The organism is Nocardia caishijiensis NBRC 108228, assembly GCF_001612825.1.
GTDB classification, from domain to species: Bacteria; Actinomycetota; Actinomycetes; order Mycobacteriales; family Mycobacteriaceae; genus Nocardia; species Nocardia caishijiensis.
This window is the reverse complement of sequence record NZ_BDBE01000041.1, coordinates 110,599-126,462: the sequence shown is the minus strand read 5'-3', so window position 1 is coordinate 126,462 and position 15,864 is coordinate 110,599. Positions and strand designations below refer to the sequence as shown.

The window sequence follows — 15,864 nt, the reverse complement described above, 5'->3', positions numbered from 1 at the left end:
AGTGTCCTCCTGTGCTTGTGAGGCGAGATGCCCCGAATGAACTACTTGCCGCCGCTGTCGCTGCCGCCGCCGCGGTAGTCGCCCGCCGCGGAACCGCTGGTCCAGCCGTAGGTGCTGGTGTGCGAGTGGTGGCGGCGGGTGCCGTTGGCCCAGCTGTCGACCAGCACGAGCGAGCCACCCGCGTGCGGCGACACCGCGATGAGGTCCTTGTCGAACCGCAGGTAGTGGTTGTCGCCGGTGTTGCGCCGGTCGCGCGGCTCGGTGGCCTTGGCGATGGCGGCGGCGACCGCGGCGGGCGCGGCCGCCGTGGTGAAGGCGAGACCGTCGTTGGCCTGGTCGAGTTGGCGCGCCCGCTGGTACTTCTCGGCGACGAACTCGCGAGGGTCCTCGGGCCCGGTCACCGCGACGACGGTGACCACCGCGACGATCACCGCGACGACGGCGGCCAGGATGCCGACCACGATCCATCGGGTCCTGGTCACAGCGGCGCTCCGAACCTCGTGCGCCACAGAACTGTCGGCGTTGTGCTGATGAGAATCCCTCCCCGTCGAAAAACTGGCCGGACTGTATCACCGGGTTCGCGCCGCCGACCGTGGCGAGTTGAGCAACTGCGATTCAGATCACAGACGGCGACCAGGCGATGGGCGACACGCTGGATCGGCGCGGAACACAACGGCCAGCCGCCACCTGTGAGCGCTGCCGTTCGTCCCGCTCCGACCGTCGCCATGAATCGTGCACGCTCGTCCGCGCCCGGCCGTTGCGTTCCAAGGTGAAGGGGCAGCGGGTTTGTCCGCGCCTGTGCCCGTCGTGTTCAGGAGTGAAGCTCAGCGGGGCCGTCGCCACAGCAGCGTGTACCGCCACAACAGGCGACGGCGGATCTGCGCACCGGGCAGGAATTCCCGGGCGGCCCGCCGGATTTCGCCGAGCGTTTCCGCCGGGTCCCGGATCGTCGCGTTCGGTCCGCCTGCTTCGCGGCGATGACGACTGTCGGTGGCCCGGACGACCGGTAGCAGCGGGAGGTAGCCGATGTCGGTGAGCGGGTGCATCTTCCAGAGCCCGACCACCGCGAGTGTGCCGCCAGGGGCGACGAGATCGCGCAGCGCCGCCATGCCCTCACGGACGGGGACGTGGTGCAGGGTGGCGACGGCGGTCACCATGTCGAAGGTGTCGTCGAGGTCGCGGAAGTCGGCCTTGTCCAGGTGCACGTGGGGTGTCGACGGTGCGTTCGCGATGACTTCGGGGTCGATGTCGATGCCGAGCACCGCGTCACAGCGGGCGGCGAGTTTGCGGGCGAGCAGGCCGTCGCCGCAACCGATATCGAGGGCGGTGCGGGCGTGCGCGGGCACCTGTTCGAGCAGCCAGGGGTGGTAGTGCGTGTTGTGGTTCCAGTAGGGGTCCGTCGACATGACCCGTCAACGCCCGTGCGGGCCGCAGGGTTCCGAAAGATTCGCCGCACAGGCGTTTTCGCGGATCACCCGGCGGTGTGACCGGCCAGCCAGTCCGCGAATCGGGTGAGATCGTCGAGCACCACGTCGGCACCGGCCGCGCGCAGGCCGTCGGCATCGTAGGGGCCGGTCGTGACGCCGACCGCGAACGCGCCCGCCGCCTTCGCGCCGCGCATGTCACCGGCGTGATCGCCGACGAAGATCGTCGCCGCTTCCTCGCGCAGCACCGCCGCTTTCCCGGTGGACCACAGATCACCAGCCACCCGGTCCACGTCCCACCCCAGATGTTCCACATGCAGACGGGCGTGCGGTTCGTATTTGCCGGTGACGACGAGGGCGCGCCCACCGTCCGCCCGTACCACGTCGAGCGCGTCGCCCGCGCCGGGCAGGGCCGGGATGCTCGCGATGACATCGGGATACAGCTCGCGGTACCGGGTGACCAGATGCGGCACGAGGTCGTCGGGTGCGCCCGCGTCACCGAGCAGGGTCGCCAGCGGTGGGCCGAGGTGCTCGGCGAAACGCGCGCCGATCATCGGCAGGTCGAACTCCTGCGCGAGCGTGTCGATCGCCACGGCCACGCCCGGCCGCGAGTCGATGAGCGTCATGTCCAGGTCGAAGCCCACGGTGATGGTCACGTCGCGAGCGTATCGCCGCCGGGCTGGACGAGCGTTCAGGCATCGGTGCGAAACCGCCGGTAGAGCCCTGATTCACGTGGAACCGCCGCTGCACTCGGTGCCGAAATCGGTTGGGGGAGTGGGTATGCGCGGTGCACGGCGTGCGGGCGAGCAGTGACAGCCGGATAACCTCGCGTACGGCGAACGTCGTGATCGTGCAGGTCGCGGCGAATTCGCCCTCGCCGCACACGCGGAATCCTCGGTTACTCACATCGCGTGCGTCCATGCATCGAGTGCACTGTTCCGGCCGTGATCGGCCCACCATCGCGTGATGGGGCTACTCGATCGATCTCGGTTCAGGGCACATCGCGCGGGCAAGCCGAGGAGGAGTTCCGGCACGGTCCCGAGGCGGGGCGCGTCGCGCGGCCTGTTCGACGATGGATTCGGGCACGGTCATGGGCGGACCGCAAGCCTCGGCGGCGACGGAGAGTGTCCGGGCACAAACAATGGCAAGGAGGCCGAAGCGCTCCCTGCCACTCTCAACATATAGCGCACCCCGGGTCTTGCCACAAGCCCCCGGTCGTCCTGCACAATCGCCTGCCTGAGTGTGTGACCAGCGGAAACAGAGGTGGATCGATGATCGACGTGATCGTGGTCGGTGCGGGCCCGACAGGGATGATGCTGGCCGGGGAGCTCCGGTTGCGGGGTGTTCGGGTGGTGGTGTTGGATCGGGAGTCCGCGCCGACGCCGGTCGTGCGGGCGCTGGGTCTGCACGCCCGCAGCCTCGAGGTCTTGGCGCAACGTGGTCTGGTCGATCGGTTTCTCGCGCTCGGCACGCGACATCCGCTCGGCGGGTACTTCGCCGGGATCGCCAAACCTCAGCCCACCGGGTTGGATACCACCTACCCGTTCGTGCTCGGCCTCGCGCAGACCGTCACCGAGCGTCTGCTCACCGAGCACGCCGTGGCACTGGGCGTCGAGATCCGGCGCGGCACCGAACTGGTCGGTCTCGCGCAGGACGAGCGCACGGTGACCGCCGAGCTGGCCGACGGTTCCACTCTCACCGCGCGCTACCTGGTCGGTTGCGACGGTGGCCGCAGCACGGTGCGTTCGCTGCTCGGCATCGCCTTCCCCGGCGAGCCGAGCCGGGTCGACACCCTGCTCGGCGAGCTGCGACTGACCGCGACGCCGGAAACGATCACCGCCGTGAACACCGAGGTGCGCCGGACCCAGCTGCGATTCGGCGCCGCCCCGCTCGGCGACGGCTTCCATCGCGTGGTCGTACCCGCCGCCGGTGTCGCCGAGGACCGCACCGTCGCGCCGACCTTCGACGAACTGCGCCAGCAGTTGATCGCCACGGCGGGCACCGACCTCGGGGCGCACGCGCCACGCTGGCTCTCGCGGTTCGGCGATGCCACCCGGCTCGCCGAGCGGTACCGCCGCGGCCGCGTCCTGCTCGCGGGCGACGCCGCGCACATCCACCCGCCCCTCGGCGGCCAGGGCCTCAACCTCGGCATCCAAGACGCGATGAACCTCGGTTGGAAGCTGGCCGCCCAGGTCGACGGCTGGGCGCCGCCGGGCCTGCTGGACAGCTATGGAGCCGAGCGTCGTCCGGTCGCCGCCGACGTGCTCGACAACACCCGCGCCCAGATGCTGCTGGTCTCGCTCGACCCCGGCGCCCGGGCCGTCCGTCGCCTGCTGTCGGAGGTGATGGACTTCGAGGGGGTCACCCGGCATCTGATCGAGAAGGTCATCGCCACGGCCGTTCGCTACGACCTCGGCGACGGGCAGGACCTGCTCGGTAGGCGACTACCCGATGTCGCCGTCGCGGACGGCCGCCTCTACGACCATCTGCACGCGGGGCGCGCTCTCCTGCTCGACCCGACCGGTGAACTGTCGGTCGCGGGGTGGGGCGACCGGGTCGACCACCTGATCGACGACACCGTCGACCTACCCGCCGTGTTGGTCCGCCCGGACGGACATGTCGCCTGGGTCGGCGACGGTGAGCACGATCTCGCCACGAGCCTGACCCGATGGTTCGGCGAACCCGACGCCGCGACCCGCCCCCTCAGTGCGCCGCCGCGGTGAACGGGGTGACCACCGGTGGCCCGGCAACCCGGAACGGGTGCTGCCACAACCCTTTCCGTTCCAAAATCGGCAGCACTCCCTCACCGAACCAGTACGCCTCCTCGAGATGGGGGTAGCCCGACAGGATGAAGTGGTCGATCCCGAGCGCGGCGTACTCGAGCAGCCGCTCGGCCACCTCCGCGTGGGAGCCGACCAACGCCGTGCCCGCTCCGCCGCGCACCAGGCCGACACCCGCCCACAGGTTCGGCGCGATCTCGAGGTTGTCGGTGCGTCCGTCGTGCAGGCGGGCCATTCGCCGCTGTCCTTCGGACTCGCTGCGCGCCAGGCTCGCCTGCACGCGTTCGATCTCGCCGGGCGCGATGCCCGAGAGCAACCGGTCGGCCTCGGCCCACGCCTCGGCGGCGGTGTCGCGGGTGATCACGTGCACGCGCAGCCCGAAGTCGACCGAGCGGTCTTCGAGCGCGGCGAGCCCACGGATCCAGTCCAGCTTCTTCGCTACCGCGTCGAGTGGTTCACCCCAGGTCAGGTACGTGTCGGCGTAGCGTGCGGCGACCGGACCGGCCGGGCCGGAGGAGCCGCCGAAGAACACCGGCGGCACCGGGTCGGGCCGGGCGCTGAGCAGGGCGTCGCGCACGCGCAGGTGCTCGCCGGTGAAGCTGATCGGCTCGGTCGAACGCCACAGTTCGCGCACGATGTGCAGGAACTCGCCGGTCCGCGCGTAGCGCTGCTCCTTGTCCAGGAAATCGCCGTAGGCCTGCTGTTCGCGCGGTTCGCCACCGGTGACCACGTTCAACAGCAACCGGCCGCCGGAATGGCGCTGGAACGTCGCGGCCATCTGCGCGGCGAGTGTCGGACTGACCAGTCCCGGGCGCAGGGCGACGAGGAATTTGAGCGTCTCGCTGGTCTGTACCAGCATCGCGGTGGTGAGCCAGGCGTCCTCGCACCACGCGCCGGTCGGAGTCAGCACGCCGGTGAACCCGTTGTCCTCGGCGGCGGCGGTGAGCTGATTGAGATAGCGCAGGGTGGCCGGTCGGTCACCGGACATGAAGCTGCCGTGCCCACCCGCGACCAGCCCCCGCGAATCGCCGTAGGTGGGGAGGAACCAGTGGAACGACAATGCTTGCTTACTCATGGCAACGATGCTGACCGGCGCGTCCGGTGAGGTCACGCATTGTGCTCACCGTGCGCACAATCCCCACCCGCCGCACGGAACTAGACGTAACCATGCGAAACACGTAATCTCGTGGCAGGCTCGGGCGACGGTGCCCGGGCGGCGACGACCCTACGAAACGAGTTTCCTCAATGACGCGGCATGTCGACGTACTGATCATCGGCGCTGGCCTGTCCGGAATCGGGACGGCCTGTCACCTCATTCGCGAGCAGACCGGACGCAGTTACGCGATCCTCGAGCGCCGCGAGAACATCGGTGGCACCTGGGATCTGTTCAAGTACCCCGGCATCCGCTCCGACTCGGACATGCTCACCTTCGGCTTCGGTTTCCGCCCCTGGATCGGCACCAAGGTCCTGGCCGACGGTGCGAGCATCCGTCAGTACGTCGAGGACACCGCCAAGGAATACGGCGTCACCGACCACATCAGCTTCGGCCGCAAGGTCGTGCACCTGGCCTTCGACCGCGCCACCGCGCAGTGGACCGTCACCGCGTCGATCGAGGCCACCGGCGAGACCGAGACCTGGACCGCGAACTTCGTCGTCGGCGCCATGGGCTACTACAACTACGACAAGGGCTACCGGCCCGAGTTCCCCGGCGAGGCCGACTTCCAGGGACAGATCGTGCACCCGCAGCACTGGCCCGAGGACCTCGACTACACCGGCAAGAAGGTCGTGGTCATCGGTTCCGGCGCCACCGCGATCACGCTGATCCCGTCGATGGCCGACAAGGCCGCCCACGTCACCATGCTGCAGCGATCGCCCACCTGGATCCAGGCGCTGCCGTCCGACGACCCGGTCGCGATCGGCTTCAAGAAGACCCGGGTACCGGATTCGATCGCCTACAAGATCGGCCGTGCCCGCAACATCGCGCTGCAGCGCGCCAGCTTCCAGCTCTCGCGCACCAACCCCGAGCTGGCCAAGAAGCTGATGTTGGCCCAGGTGCGCCTGCAACTCGGCAACAAGGTCGACCTGCGCCACTTCACCCCGTCCTACAACCCGTGGGACCAGCGCCTGTGCGTGGTCCCCAACGGTGATCTGTTCAAGGTGCTCAAGAGCGGCAAGGCCGACATCGTCACCGACCGGATCGCGAAGTTCACCGAGAAGGGCATTCTGACCGAATCCGGCCAGGAGCTCGAGGCCGACATCATCGTCACCGCCACCGGTCTCAACGTGCAGATCCTCGGTGGCGCGACCATGAGCATCGACGACGAGCCGGTGAAGATGAACGAGACGGTCGCCTACAAGAGCGTGCTGTACTCCGACATCCCGAACTTCCTCATGATCATCGGGTACACCAACGCCTCCTGGACGCTGAAGGCCGACCTGGCCGCGGCCTACCTGTGCCGCGTCCTCAACATCATGCGCGACCGGGGCTACAGCACCTTCGAGGTGCACGCCGACCCGGAGGACTACGCCGACGAGTCGCTGATGGGTGGTGCCCTCACCTCGGGCTACATCCAGCGTGGCAACGGCGAGATGCCGCGTCAGGGCAAGCGTGGCGCCTGGAAGCTGGTGAACAACTACTACCGCGACCGCACGCTCATGCACAAGGCGCCCATCGAGGACGGTGTGCTGCGCTTCAGCAAGACCCGCGCGGCCGCGCGACCCGACGAGCAGGTCGCCAACGCCTGACCGGTACGCCCAGCCGGGCCCGCCGCACCTTCGACGGTGCGGCGGGCCCTTTGCTTTTCGCAGGTGAATCGGGTTGTGCGAGCGCCTTTCCCGCACCCGGGCGAATTACCGGCCGCTCCCGTAGGATCGCGATCGAAGACACCGCCCGGGGAGAAGTGAGGAGGACGGTGTGGGATCTCGCCTACCGGCGACCATCCGTGACGCGGGGACGTGGTTGCGGCGTTTCGCCGCGACGACACCGGGGGTGATCGGAGTCGTCCTCGTGCTCGTCACCCTGGCCTGCCTCGTCGCGGGATCGACTGCGGGACAACAGCTCTCCGCCAAGAGCGCCCGTGCCGATCAGGTGCTCGACCGCACCGAGCCGCTCGCCTTCGCGGCGCAGAGTCTCTACGTCTCGCTCTCGGCCGCCGACGCCGGTGCCGCCACCGCGTTCCTGTCCGGGGGGATCGAATCGCCCCAGGTGCGTGACACCTACGAGCAGGCGCTCGCCGAGGCCGCCGCCGCCCTGGCCGAGGCCACAGCGGGCGCCACCGACGCCAAGACCCGTGCGATCGTGGCCCGCATCGCCGCGGATCTGCCCACCTACACCGGGCTGGTCGAGACCGCGCGGGCCAACAACCGTCAGGGCTTCCCGGTCGGTTCGGCCTATCTTCGGCAGGCCTCCGACCTCATGCAGAATTCCCTGCTGCCCCATGCCGAACAGCTCAACGAGGCACGCTTCGCCGCCGTGCGCGACGACCAGCGGCGCATCGGCGCCCTGCCGTTCACATCGATCCTGGTGCTGCTGCTGGTGGTGCTCGGCTGCGCGGTGGCCTCGGCGATCCTGCTGCGCCGCACCAACCGCCTGGTCAACCCCGGTGTGGCCCTGGCCGCCTCGGCCGCCGCCCTGGCCCTGTTGTGGACCGTCGGGGCGACGCTCACCGCGGCCCAACTGCTCGACACCGGCGACTCCGGGGCAGGCGCGCGGGTAGAGAACCTGGCCGGTGCGCGCATCCTCGCCCAGCAGGCCCGCACCGACGAGACCCTCGCCCTCATCACCCGAGGCGACATCACCGCCCCCGAGGCCGCCTTCCGCAGCCACACCGCCGACCTGGAACAGCGCTTGGCCGCCGCCGGTGCCGCCGACTCCGATGCCGCACGCGCGCTGACGAATTGGAACGCGGGCCACAACGCCCAGCGCACCGCCTACGAGAAGGCCGACTTCGCCGGTGCGGTCACCCAGGCCATCGGCACCGGACCCGAGAGCTCGGCCACCAGCTTCACCCGCCTGGACAGCGAACTGCGCGACGCTCTCGCCCAGGCGCGCACCGATCTGCGCGACGGTGTCGACGACGCGCGAACGGCCTTGACGCTGAGCCCCTTCGGCACCCTGCTCCTGTTGCTCGCCGCGGCCGGTGCGGTGGTGACGGGCCTGTGGCCACGGTTGAAGGAGTTCCTGTGAGCATCCGACGTTCCCGCTTCGCGCTGGTTCTCGCCGCGGTCGCCGTCCTGGTGGCGGGCTGCGGCGACGCGCCCGCGCCGTCGTCCATCGAGGCCACCGCGGTCGCACCACCCCTGCCGGGTGCCGAGGCGATCACCTCGGCACCGACCGCCGAAGGCAGCGGAGCCTGCGATACCGAGGCCACCTTGGCGCCAGGCGCACAACCCCGACCGGGCGCGATGCCCGCCGGGTCGGCGATGGCCGCGATCGTCGCCAACGGCAGGTTGCGGGTCGGCGTCGACCAGAACACCTACATGTTCGGGTTCCGCAATCCCTCGACCGGGCGGTTGGAGGGCTTCGACATCGATCTGGCCCGCGAGATCGCCCGCGATCTGTTCGGCGACCCCGACCGCATCGAACTGCGCTCGGTGACCGCCGCCGACCGCATCCAGCTGCTGCAGGAGCGCAAGGTCGACATGATCGTGCGCACCTTCTCCGCCACCTGCGAACGTCGTCGTGATGTCGACTTCTCGAGTGTGTACTACCGTGCGGCACAACGGTTCGCGGCGCCGCGCGGCGCCGGGATCGCCTCCGGTGCCGATCTGGCGGGCAAACGCGTCTGCGTCACCAAGGGCACCACGGCCGCGGCGCCGCTGTTCGGCCTGCCGACGCCGCCGACGGTGCTCGGCGTGACCAACTGGACCGACTGCCTGGTCGCGCTGCAGCAGGGCACGGTCGACGCGATCAGCGGCGACGAGCCGATCCTGGCCGGTCTGGTGGCCCAGGACCGCAACCTCGAACTCGTCGGTTCGCCCATCGGCACCGGTGCCTACGCGGTCGGTGTGCCCAAGGGCAGCGACGAACTGGTGCGCTTCGTCAACGGGGTGCTCGAACGGATCGGTGACGACGGCACCTGGGAACGGATCTACGCCCAGCACCTGTCCGCGCTCGGCCCATCGCCCGGCGCGCCCGCGCCCCGGTACGCCGGATGACCTCGCCGATGCTCGGCACCGCCGAGATCGATCGTGAACTGGCCCGGCGTACAGCGGAATCGACGACGGTCGGCAGCACCCTGCTCGAGCTGGACCGCCACCCCGGCATCGCCCTGGTGCGTCGCTACCCGCCGGAGGGGGAGACGGCGCGACGCTGGGCACCGGTCGAGAAGGCGCTCGGCGAGCTCTGGGACGACCTGGCCCGCGTGCGCGCCATCCTCACCGAAGCCGAGACGGTGCGCGGGCGCGGGCGCATCGATGACCGTGCCCGCGCCAGGCTCACCGAGCTGCTGCGGGGGCGACCGCACGAAATCGCCCGGATCCCGGTGCCGTTGGCGCAGCGTGGTCTCACCGGGCCGAGTGAAACCGTGGTGACGGTGGGGATCGCCGACTGCCTCGAACGCATGCACGCGGCGTTCGCGTTCGTCGCACCGTTCGCCGAGGAGGTCGCCGCCGTCGACCGGCAGGTCCTCGATGCGCTGGCACCGCTGCAGCAACGGGTGGAGCGGGCCGACGGCGCGTTGGCCGCCGCCACCGAACCGCTGGCCGCCCTGCTGCGCCGCGCGGGCACCGACCCGCTTGGCTTCGCACCCGGAGAGATCGACTCGGCCCTGGCCTCGCTCACCGAGCTGATCGACACCGAAACCACGCGCAATGCCGAGTTCCTCGCGGTGGCAACGGATCTGCCCGCTGCGGTCGAGGTTTTGCGGGCCCGGCTCGCCGACCTCGCCGACGCCCAGCGCGCCGCCGACGACACCGCGGCCCGCGCCGAGCGCAAGGTCGACACAGGACCGATTCCGCCCGGCGGTGCCTCGGCCTCGGCGCTGCTCGCCGAACTGGCGACGCTGAGCGGCGAACCCATCCGTTCGACGGTCGAACACCTGCTCGCGTTGCGCGCCCGCGCCGAGGACGCGGCCGGGGCGACCGCGCGGCGAACCGAATTGGCGCAGGGACTGCTCGATCGGCGGGCCGAGCTGCGCGGCAGGCTCGCTGCCTACCGTGCCAAGGCGTCGCGACTGGGGGTGGCCGAGGAGCGCGACGTGCTCGCGGCAGACCGCATCGCCTCGGGTCTGCTCACACGCACACCGTGCGATCTGGCCGCTGTCACCCGGGCGGTGGCCGACTATCGTTCGATCATCGGGGAGAAAGCGGGGCGGACAGCATGATCTGTAGTGAACCGGGTTGCGGCGGTGTGATCGAGGACGGTTACTGCGCCGTCTGCGGGACCGCGCCGGTCGCGACGGCCGTGCCGGGCACCGCGACCCCGCCACGACGTTCGGGCCACACCACGGCGATCCGGCGGACGCCGAAGCCGACGGTCGGCACCGTGAGCGTCGCCGCGAAGGTCACCGCCCCCGGCCGCTGCGCCGAAACAGGCTGTGGCGGAACGATCGTCGACGGCTACTGCGACACCTGCGGCACCGCACCCGCCCCGCCGGGCGTTCCCGTGCACAGCCCCTCGGCGGCGACCGTCAGCGCCAATCGCACCTCGAGCCGGTCGGTGCGCACCCGCTCGGGTTCGGCGCGTTCGGCCGCGCGCGGCAGGCTGGGCGCCGGGCTGGTCGAGGTGCCGCCGGTGCCGCGCGTCGACCCGGCATCAGCCGTGCTCACCGACCCACGGGTTCCCGAGTCCGACCGCTACTGCGGCCGGTGCGACAAACCGGTGGGCCGGACCAATGACGGAATACCGGGCCGCACCACCGGTTTCTGCCCGAACTGCGGCACCCGCTACTCGTTCGTGCCACGCCTGCGGCCGGGGGATCTGGTCGGCGGCCAGTACAAAGTCGAAGGCGCCCTGGCCCACGGCGGGCTCGGCTGGATCTACCTGGCCACCGACATCCGCGTCAACGACCGCTGGGTGGTCCTCAAGGGCCTGATCGACACCGGCGACAGCGACGCGCAGGCCGCCGCCCTGGCCGAACGGCGCTTCCTCGCCGAGGTCGACCACCCCAATATCGTCAAGATCCACAACTTCACCGAGCACGCCGACGCCGACGGGGAACCGGTGGGCTACATCGTGATGGCCTATGTGGGCGGCACCTCGCTCAAGCAGATCCTGCGCGATCACCGCGCCGAGCACAACGCCTACCTCCCACCGGCCAGGGCCATCGCCTATGTGTTGGAGATGCTGCCCGCGCTCGGCTATTTGCACGCGCGCGGCTGGGCATACTGCGATTTCAAACCCGACAATGTGATGCAGACCGAGGAACGCCTCGAACTCATCGATCTCGGTGCCGTGATCGCCATGGACGACACCACGTCCCCGATCTACGGCACCCTCGGCTATCAGGCACCCGAGATCGCCGAGACCGGACCGACCGTCGCCACCGAGATCTACACGGCGGGTCGCACCCTCGCCGTGCTCATGATGCGGGTGCCCTCGGTGGACGGCAGACTCGGACCGTTGCCCACCCCCGACACCGAACCGCTACTGGCCCGCCACGATTCGCTGTACCGGTTCCTGCTGCGGGCCACCGACCCCGATCCGCTGGCCCGGTTTGCCTCCATGAGCGAGATGGCCGACCAGCTCACCGGCGTCCTGCGCGAGGTCCTCGCCGCCGAGGACGGTGTACCGCGCCCCGGCATGTCGGCCGCCTTCGGTCCCGCGCGCGCCGTGTTCGGCATCGACAGCGCCACACCGCGACCCGCCGCGGTCGTCGCGGCCCTGCCCGCGCCCCTGGTCGACCCGGGCGACAGCGGCGCCGCGCTGCTGGCCACCACCGACGCCGCCACCCCCGCCGAACTCGAGCAGGCACTCACAGCGGGCCTGCGTGCGGTGGTGACCGGGGCCGGGGAATCGGTGGAGATCCCGTTGCGCCTGGTGCGCGCCGAATTGGAAGCGGGCGAGGCGGAGGCCGCGCTGACGCGGCTCGCGGAGCTGGATCTGGAGTTCGACTGGCGCACTGTGTGGTTCCGCGCCCAAGCGGCCCTGCTCGCCGGTGACCACCGCAGTGCCGCCGCGGATTTCGAGTCCGTCTACGCGGCGCTGCCCGGTGAGCCCGCACCCAAACTCGCCCTGGCCGTCGCGCTCGAACACGGCGAGCGACGCGGCGAGGCGCTGGCACTCTACGACCTGGTCTGGTGCACGGACCACACGTACCTGTCGGCGGCCTTCGGCGCCGCCCGGTTGCGACGCGCCGACACCGACCGCGCCGGTGCGGTGCGGGTGCTCGACCAGGTGGAGCGCACTTCCTCGATGTACACCGAGGCCCGCGTCCGCGCCGTGGAGACGCTGTTGGCCGACCGTGACCCGGCCGACCTGGACGAAGCGGCGCTTCGCGAGGCGGGGGAGCGGGTCGAGCGGTTGCGGCTGGACTCGCGGGCACGGACCGCCCGGGTGCGCATGCGGGTGCTCGAGGCGGCGCTGAACTGGATCCGGTCGGGACAGCGGCCGAGTGCACCAGGCAAGCTGTTGGATGTGGAATTCACCGAAGTGGGAGTGCGGACGGGGTTGGAACGATGCTTGCGGACATTGGCGCGCGAAGCCGACGACATGTGGACCCGCTTCGTGCTGGTGGATCAGGCCAACAGCGTGCGCCCGAGGACCACGCTGTGACGGCCCCGGGGTGCCCGGACTGCGCGGGCGCGGCCAGGGCGGGGCATCGGTACTGCGAGAGCTGCGGTCGTGCGCTCGGGGTGCGCAAAGCCGCGGTGCCCGTGCACGATCCGGTCGCGGTGCCGCAGTGCCCGACGTGTGGGGAACGCCGCTACGAGGGCGGGTACTGCCTCGTGTGCCGGACGCCGAAGCCGGTACCGGACCGTTTCGAGGAAGACCTCGGCTCGGTGTACATCCTCAGCGATCGCGGAATCAGCCACTCGCGCAACGAGGACGCGGTCGCGGCCGCGGTGCGCGACGGAGACGGGGTCCGGGTGATCGTCGTCAGTGACGGCGTGTCGACGTCGCAGGACCCCCAGGCCGCCTCCGGGACCGCCGCCCGCACCGGCGTCGACGCCGTCCTGGCCGCGCTCGCCGACGGTCGCCCGGCCGCCGACGCCGCCATGGCCGGATTGGCCACCGCGACCGCCTCGGTGCGTGGCATGTCACGCACTCCCGAGTACGCGCCCTCGTGCACCTATGTGTCGGCGGTCCTGCGCGACACCGCCGAGGGCACCGAGATCACCGTCGCCAATGTCGGTGACAGCCGGGCGTTCTGGCTCGCCGCCGGTGTGCCGACGGCGTCGCGGCGACTGAGCGTGGACGACTCGTGGGCCCAGGCCCTCGTCGACGCGGGTGCCATGGACGAGGAAGCGGCCATGCGCGATCCACGCGCGCACACCCTGTTGCGCTGGCTCGGCGCCGACGGCGGCGAGGCACCGTGGTCGGCGAACTGCCTGCAGAGCATGCTCGTCACCGAGCCGGGCACGCTGCTGCTGTGCACCGACGGCCTGTGGAACTACCTGCCGGATCCGGTCGCGCTCGCCGGGTTCACCGTCGAGACCACCCCGCAGGCCGCGGCCCGGTCCCTGGCCGACTTCGCGCTCGACAGCGGCGGCAGCGACAACATCACGGTCGCGCTCGCCCCGGTGGGCGCGCGTGCGGCCGTCCCCGATCCAGGAGTGTCATGAGTTCCCCTGATACCGCAGGCATCTCGATCGCCCTCGACCAGAACGAATTCCTCGCCGAGGGCGCGAGCGTGGTCGACGCGGTACTCACCGTCACCACCGGCCCCGAGCTGACCGCGGTGGCCACCCCGCCGCCTCGGCTCGAGATCCTCATCATCGACTGCTCCGGGTCGATGGGGCACCAGCGCAAGTTCGAGAACGCGCGCACCGCGACCCGGGCCGCGCTCGACGAGATCCCCGACGGCACCGCCTTCGCCATCATCGAGGGCACCGAGGCCGCCCGGATGATCTACCCCACCGGCGCGCTGTCGGCCCCCGCCGACCGCACCAACCGCACCGCCGCCAAGCGGGCACTCGACCGATTGCGGCCCGACGGCGGCACCGCCATGGGGTCATGGCTCGCCCTGGCCCGTCAGGTCGCCGCCGGGCATCCGGGTGCCCAGGCGCACGCGATCCTGCTCACCGACGGCAAGAACGAACACGAGACCCCCGAGCAGCTGGCCACCGAACTCGACCGTGCCGAAGGGCTTTTCGTCTGCGACTGCCGCGGTGTCGGTGCGGACTGGGCCGCCGCGGATCTGCACAAGATCTCCTCGAAGTTGTCCGGCGGCGCCGACATCGTGGCTGATCCCAAGGATCTCGCCGCCGATTTCGCCGCCATGATGCGGTCGTCGGCGGCCCGGGTGATCCCGGAACTCACGCTGCGCGTGTGGACTCCGGCGGGCGCGCGGGTGCGCATGGTCAAGCAGGTCGCCCCGGTGCTCGAGGACCTCACCGGGCGCCGCACCGACACCGGTGCGCAGGTGGGGGACTACCCGCTGTCGTCGTGGGCGGCCGAGGAACGCGAATACCACCTGCAGATCGAACTGGAACCGGCCGCGCCCGGGCGGGAGAAATTGGCGGGGCGGCTCAGCGTGCTCGCGGGCGAGGACGTCCTCGGGCAGGGTCTGGTCCGCGCGGTGTGGACCACCGACTCCACGCTGTCGACCAGGATCAGCACCCGCGTCGCCCACTACACCGGACAGGTCGAACTCGCCCAGGCTGTGCGGGAGGGGCTTGCCGCGCGGCGTGACGGCGACGTGTCGACGGCCACCGCCAAGTTGCGGCGCGCGGTGGAACTCGCCGCCGCCTCGGGACACGAGTCCACCGCCAAACTGCTGCGAACCGTCGTCGAGGTCGACGAGAAGGACGGCACGGTGAAACTGCGCGGTCAGGTCTCGGCCGCCGACGAACTCGCTCTCGACATCCGTTCGACCAAGACCACCCGATTGCGGTCGGAGGGTTCCTGACATGGCGGTGTGCGCGGACGGTCACCAGACGCAGGCCACCGACTACTGCGATGTGTGCGGGTCGGCGCTCATCGGTGCCGCCGCACCCGATCCGGCCGATCTGCGCCTGTGCCCCGCGTGTTCGGTGCCGACCAGCGGGCGCTTCTGTGAGAACTGCGGATACGATTCGGCCCTGCCCGCCCCACCGCCGCGTACCGACAGCCCCGCGGCGGCGTCCGACACCGTCGGTGAGACGGGCACGGTGTGGGTGGCCAGGGTCGTCGCCGACCGCGAGTTCTACGACCGTGTCCAGGCCCGCAAAGGACCCGACGCCGACCGGGTGGCCTTCCCCGGCTTCTACCCCGAACGACGGATCGAGTTGCGCGGTGGCGAGTTCCTGATCGGCAAACGCTCGGCGTCGCAAGGCATCGTGCCCGAGATCGACCTCGGCATCGCCCCGGCCGACCCGGGTGTGTCGCGCGCGCACGCGCTGTTGCGCGTCGGGATCGACGGTGCGCTCACCGTCACCGATCTCGGTTCGACCAACGGAACCAGCCTCGACGGCAGCGAGGCATCGTTGTCGCCGCAGGTGCCGGTGCCGTTGCGGGCCGGTAGCCGGGTGCACGTCGGTGGCTGGACGACCATAACCATCGATACCCTGTCGTAGACGGG

The 15,864-nt window shown here is 70.6% G+C and carries 13 protein-coding genes; 9 read left to right on the top strand and 4 right to left on the bottom strand.

Going from position 1 to position 15,864, the window contains the following annotated elements; genetic code table 11:
* Positions 1-41: 41 nt before the first annotated feature.
* The 3 genes from NC7_RS24075 to NC7_RS24065 all read right to left on the bottom strand — a co-directional run bounded on the left by NC7_RS24075 (position 42) and on the right by NC7_RS24065 (position 2,080).
* On the bottom strand, positions 42-482 hold the full coding sequence (locus NC7_RS24075; RefSeq protein WP_067986922.1) for a DUF4247 domain-containing protein: 441 nt from the start codon (positions 480-482) through the stop codon (positions 42-44).
* Between the two features lie 342 nt (positions 483-824).
* Positions 825-1,406, bottom strand: a complete 582-nt coding sequence (locus NC7_RS24070; RefSeq protein WP_067986920.1) for a class I SAM-dependent methyltransferase — start codon at positions 1,404-1,406, stop codon at positions 825-827.
* Positions 1,407-1,471: 65 nt separating this feature from the next.
* Entirely contained in the window at positions 1,472-2,080 is a 609-nt protein-coding gene (locus tag NC7_RS24065; protein WP_067986918.1) for an HAD family hydrolase, read from the bottom strand.
* Positions 2,081-2,695: 615 nt separating this feature from the next.
* Between NC7_RS24065 and rox the strand changes: the two genes are divergently transcribed.
* Positions 2,696-4,147: a rifampin monooxygenase gene (gene rox, locus NC7_RS24060; RefSeq protein WP_067986917.1), complete on the top strand. Its 1,452-nt coding sequence runs from the start codon at positions 2,696-2,698 to the stop codon at positions 4,145-4,147.
* Here rox and NC7_RS24055 read toward each other — a convergent pair.
* Positions 4,128-5,279, bottom strand: a complete 1,152-nt coding sequence (locus tag NC7_RS24055) for an LLM class flavin-dependent oxidoreductase (RefSeq protein ID WP_067986915.1) — start codon at positions 5,277-5,279, stop codon at positions 4,128-4,130. The genes rox and NC7_RS24055 overlap by 20 nt on opposite strands.
* Before the next feature lie 170 nt (positions 5,280-5,449).
* Between NC7_RS24055 and NC7_RS24050 the strand changes: the two genes are divergently transcribed.
* From NC7_RS24050 to NC7_RS24015, 8 genes are all read left to right on the top strand, one after another.
* On the top strand, positions 5,450-6,949 hold the full coding sequence (locus NC7_RS24050; RefSeq protein ID WP_067986913.1) for a flavin-containing monooxygenase: 1,500 nt from the start codon (positions 5,450-5,452) through the stop codon (positions 6,947-6,949).
* Between the two features lie 169 nt (positions 6,950-7,118).
* Positions 7,119-8,390 (top strand): GlnX family signal transduction membrane protein, encoded by a 1,272-nt coding sequence (locus NC7_RS24045; protein WP_236573676.1) that lies wholly within the window; start codon positions 7,119-7,121, stop codon positions 8,388-8,390.
* Positions 8,387-9,361, top strand: a complete 975-nt coding sequence (locus tag NC7_RS24040) for a glutamate ABC transporter substrate-binding protein (RefSeq protein ID WP_157102157.1) — start codon at positions 8,387-8,389, stop codon at positions 9,359-9,361. Before NC7_RS24045 ends, NC7_RS24040 begins: the two co-directional genes overlap by 4 nt.
* The gene (locus tag NC7_RS24035; protein WP_067986911.1) at positions 9,358-10,527 is read left to right on the top strand and encodes a hypothetical protein; all 1,170 of its coding nucleotides are present in this window, start codon (positions 9,358-9,360) and stop codon (positions 10,525-10,527) included. The genes NC7_RS24040 and NC7_RS24035 overlap by 4 nt, the downstream gene beginning before the upstream one ends.
* A complete protein-coding gene (locus NC7_RS24030) occupies positions 10,524-12,917 on the top strand; it encodes a serine/threonine-protein kinase (protein ID WP_236573674.1) in 2,394 nt (797 codons plus the stop codon). The genes NC7_RS24035 and NC7_RS24030 overlap by 4 nt, the downstream gene beginning before the upstream one ends.
* Positions 12,914-13,927: a PP2C family protein-serine/threonine phosphatase gene (locus tag NC7_RS24025; protein ID WP_236573672.1), complete on the top strand. Its 1,014-nt coding sequence runs from the start codon at positions 12,914-12,916 to the stop codon at positions 13,925-13,927. Before NC7_RS24030 ends, NC7_RS24025 begins: the two co-directional genes overlap by 4 nt.
* Positions 13,924-15,213, top strand: coding sequence for a VWA domain-containing protein (locus NC7_RS24020; protein ID WP_067986908.1), 1,290 nt, complete (start codon positions 13,924-13,926; stop codon positions 15,211-15,213). Before NC7_RS24025 ends, NC7_RS24020 begins: the two co-directional genes overlap by 4 nt.
* Before the next feature lies 1 nt (position 15,214).
* Positions 15,215-15,859 (top strand): double zinc ribbon and FHA domain-containing protein, encoded by a 645-nt coding sequence (locus NC7_RS24015; protein ID WP_067986906.1) that lies wholly within the window; start codon positions 15,215-15,217, stop codon positions 15,857-15,859.
* The last annotated feature ends 5 nt before the right edge of the window (positions 15,860-15,864 follow it).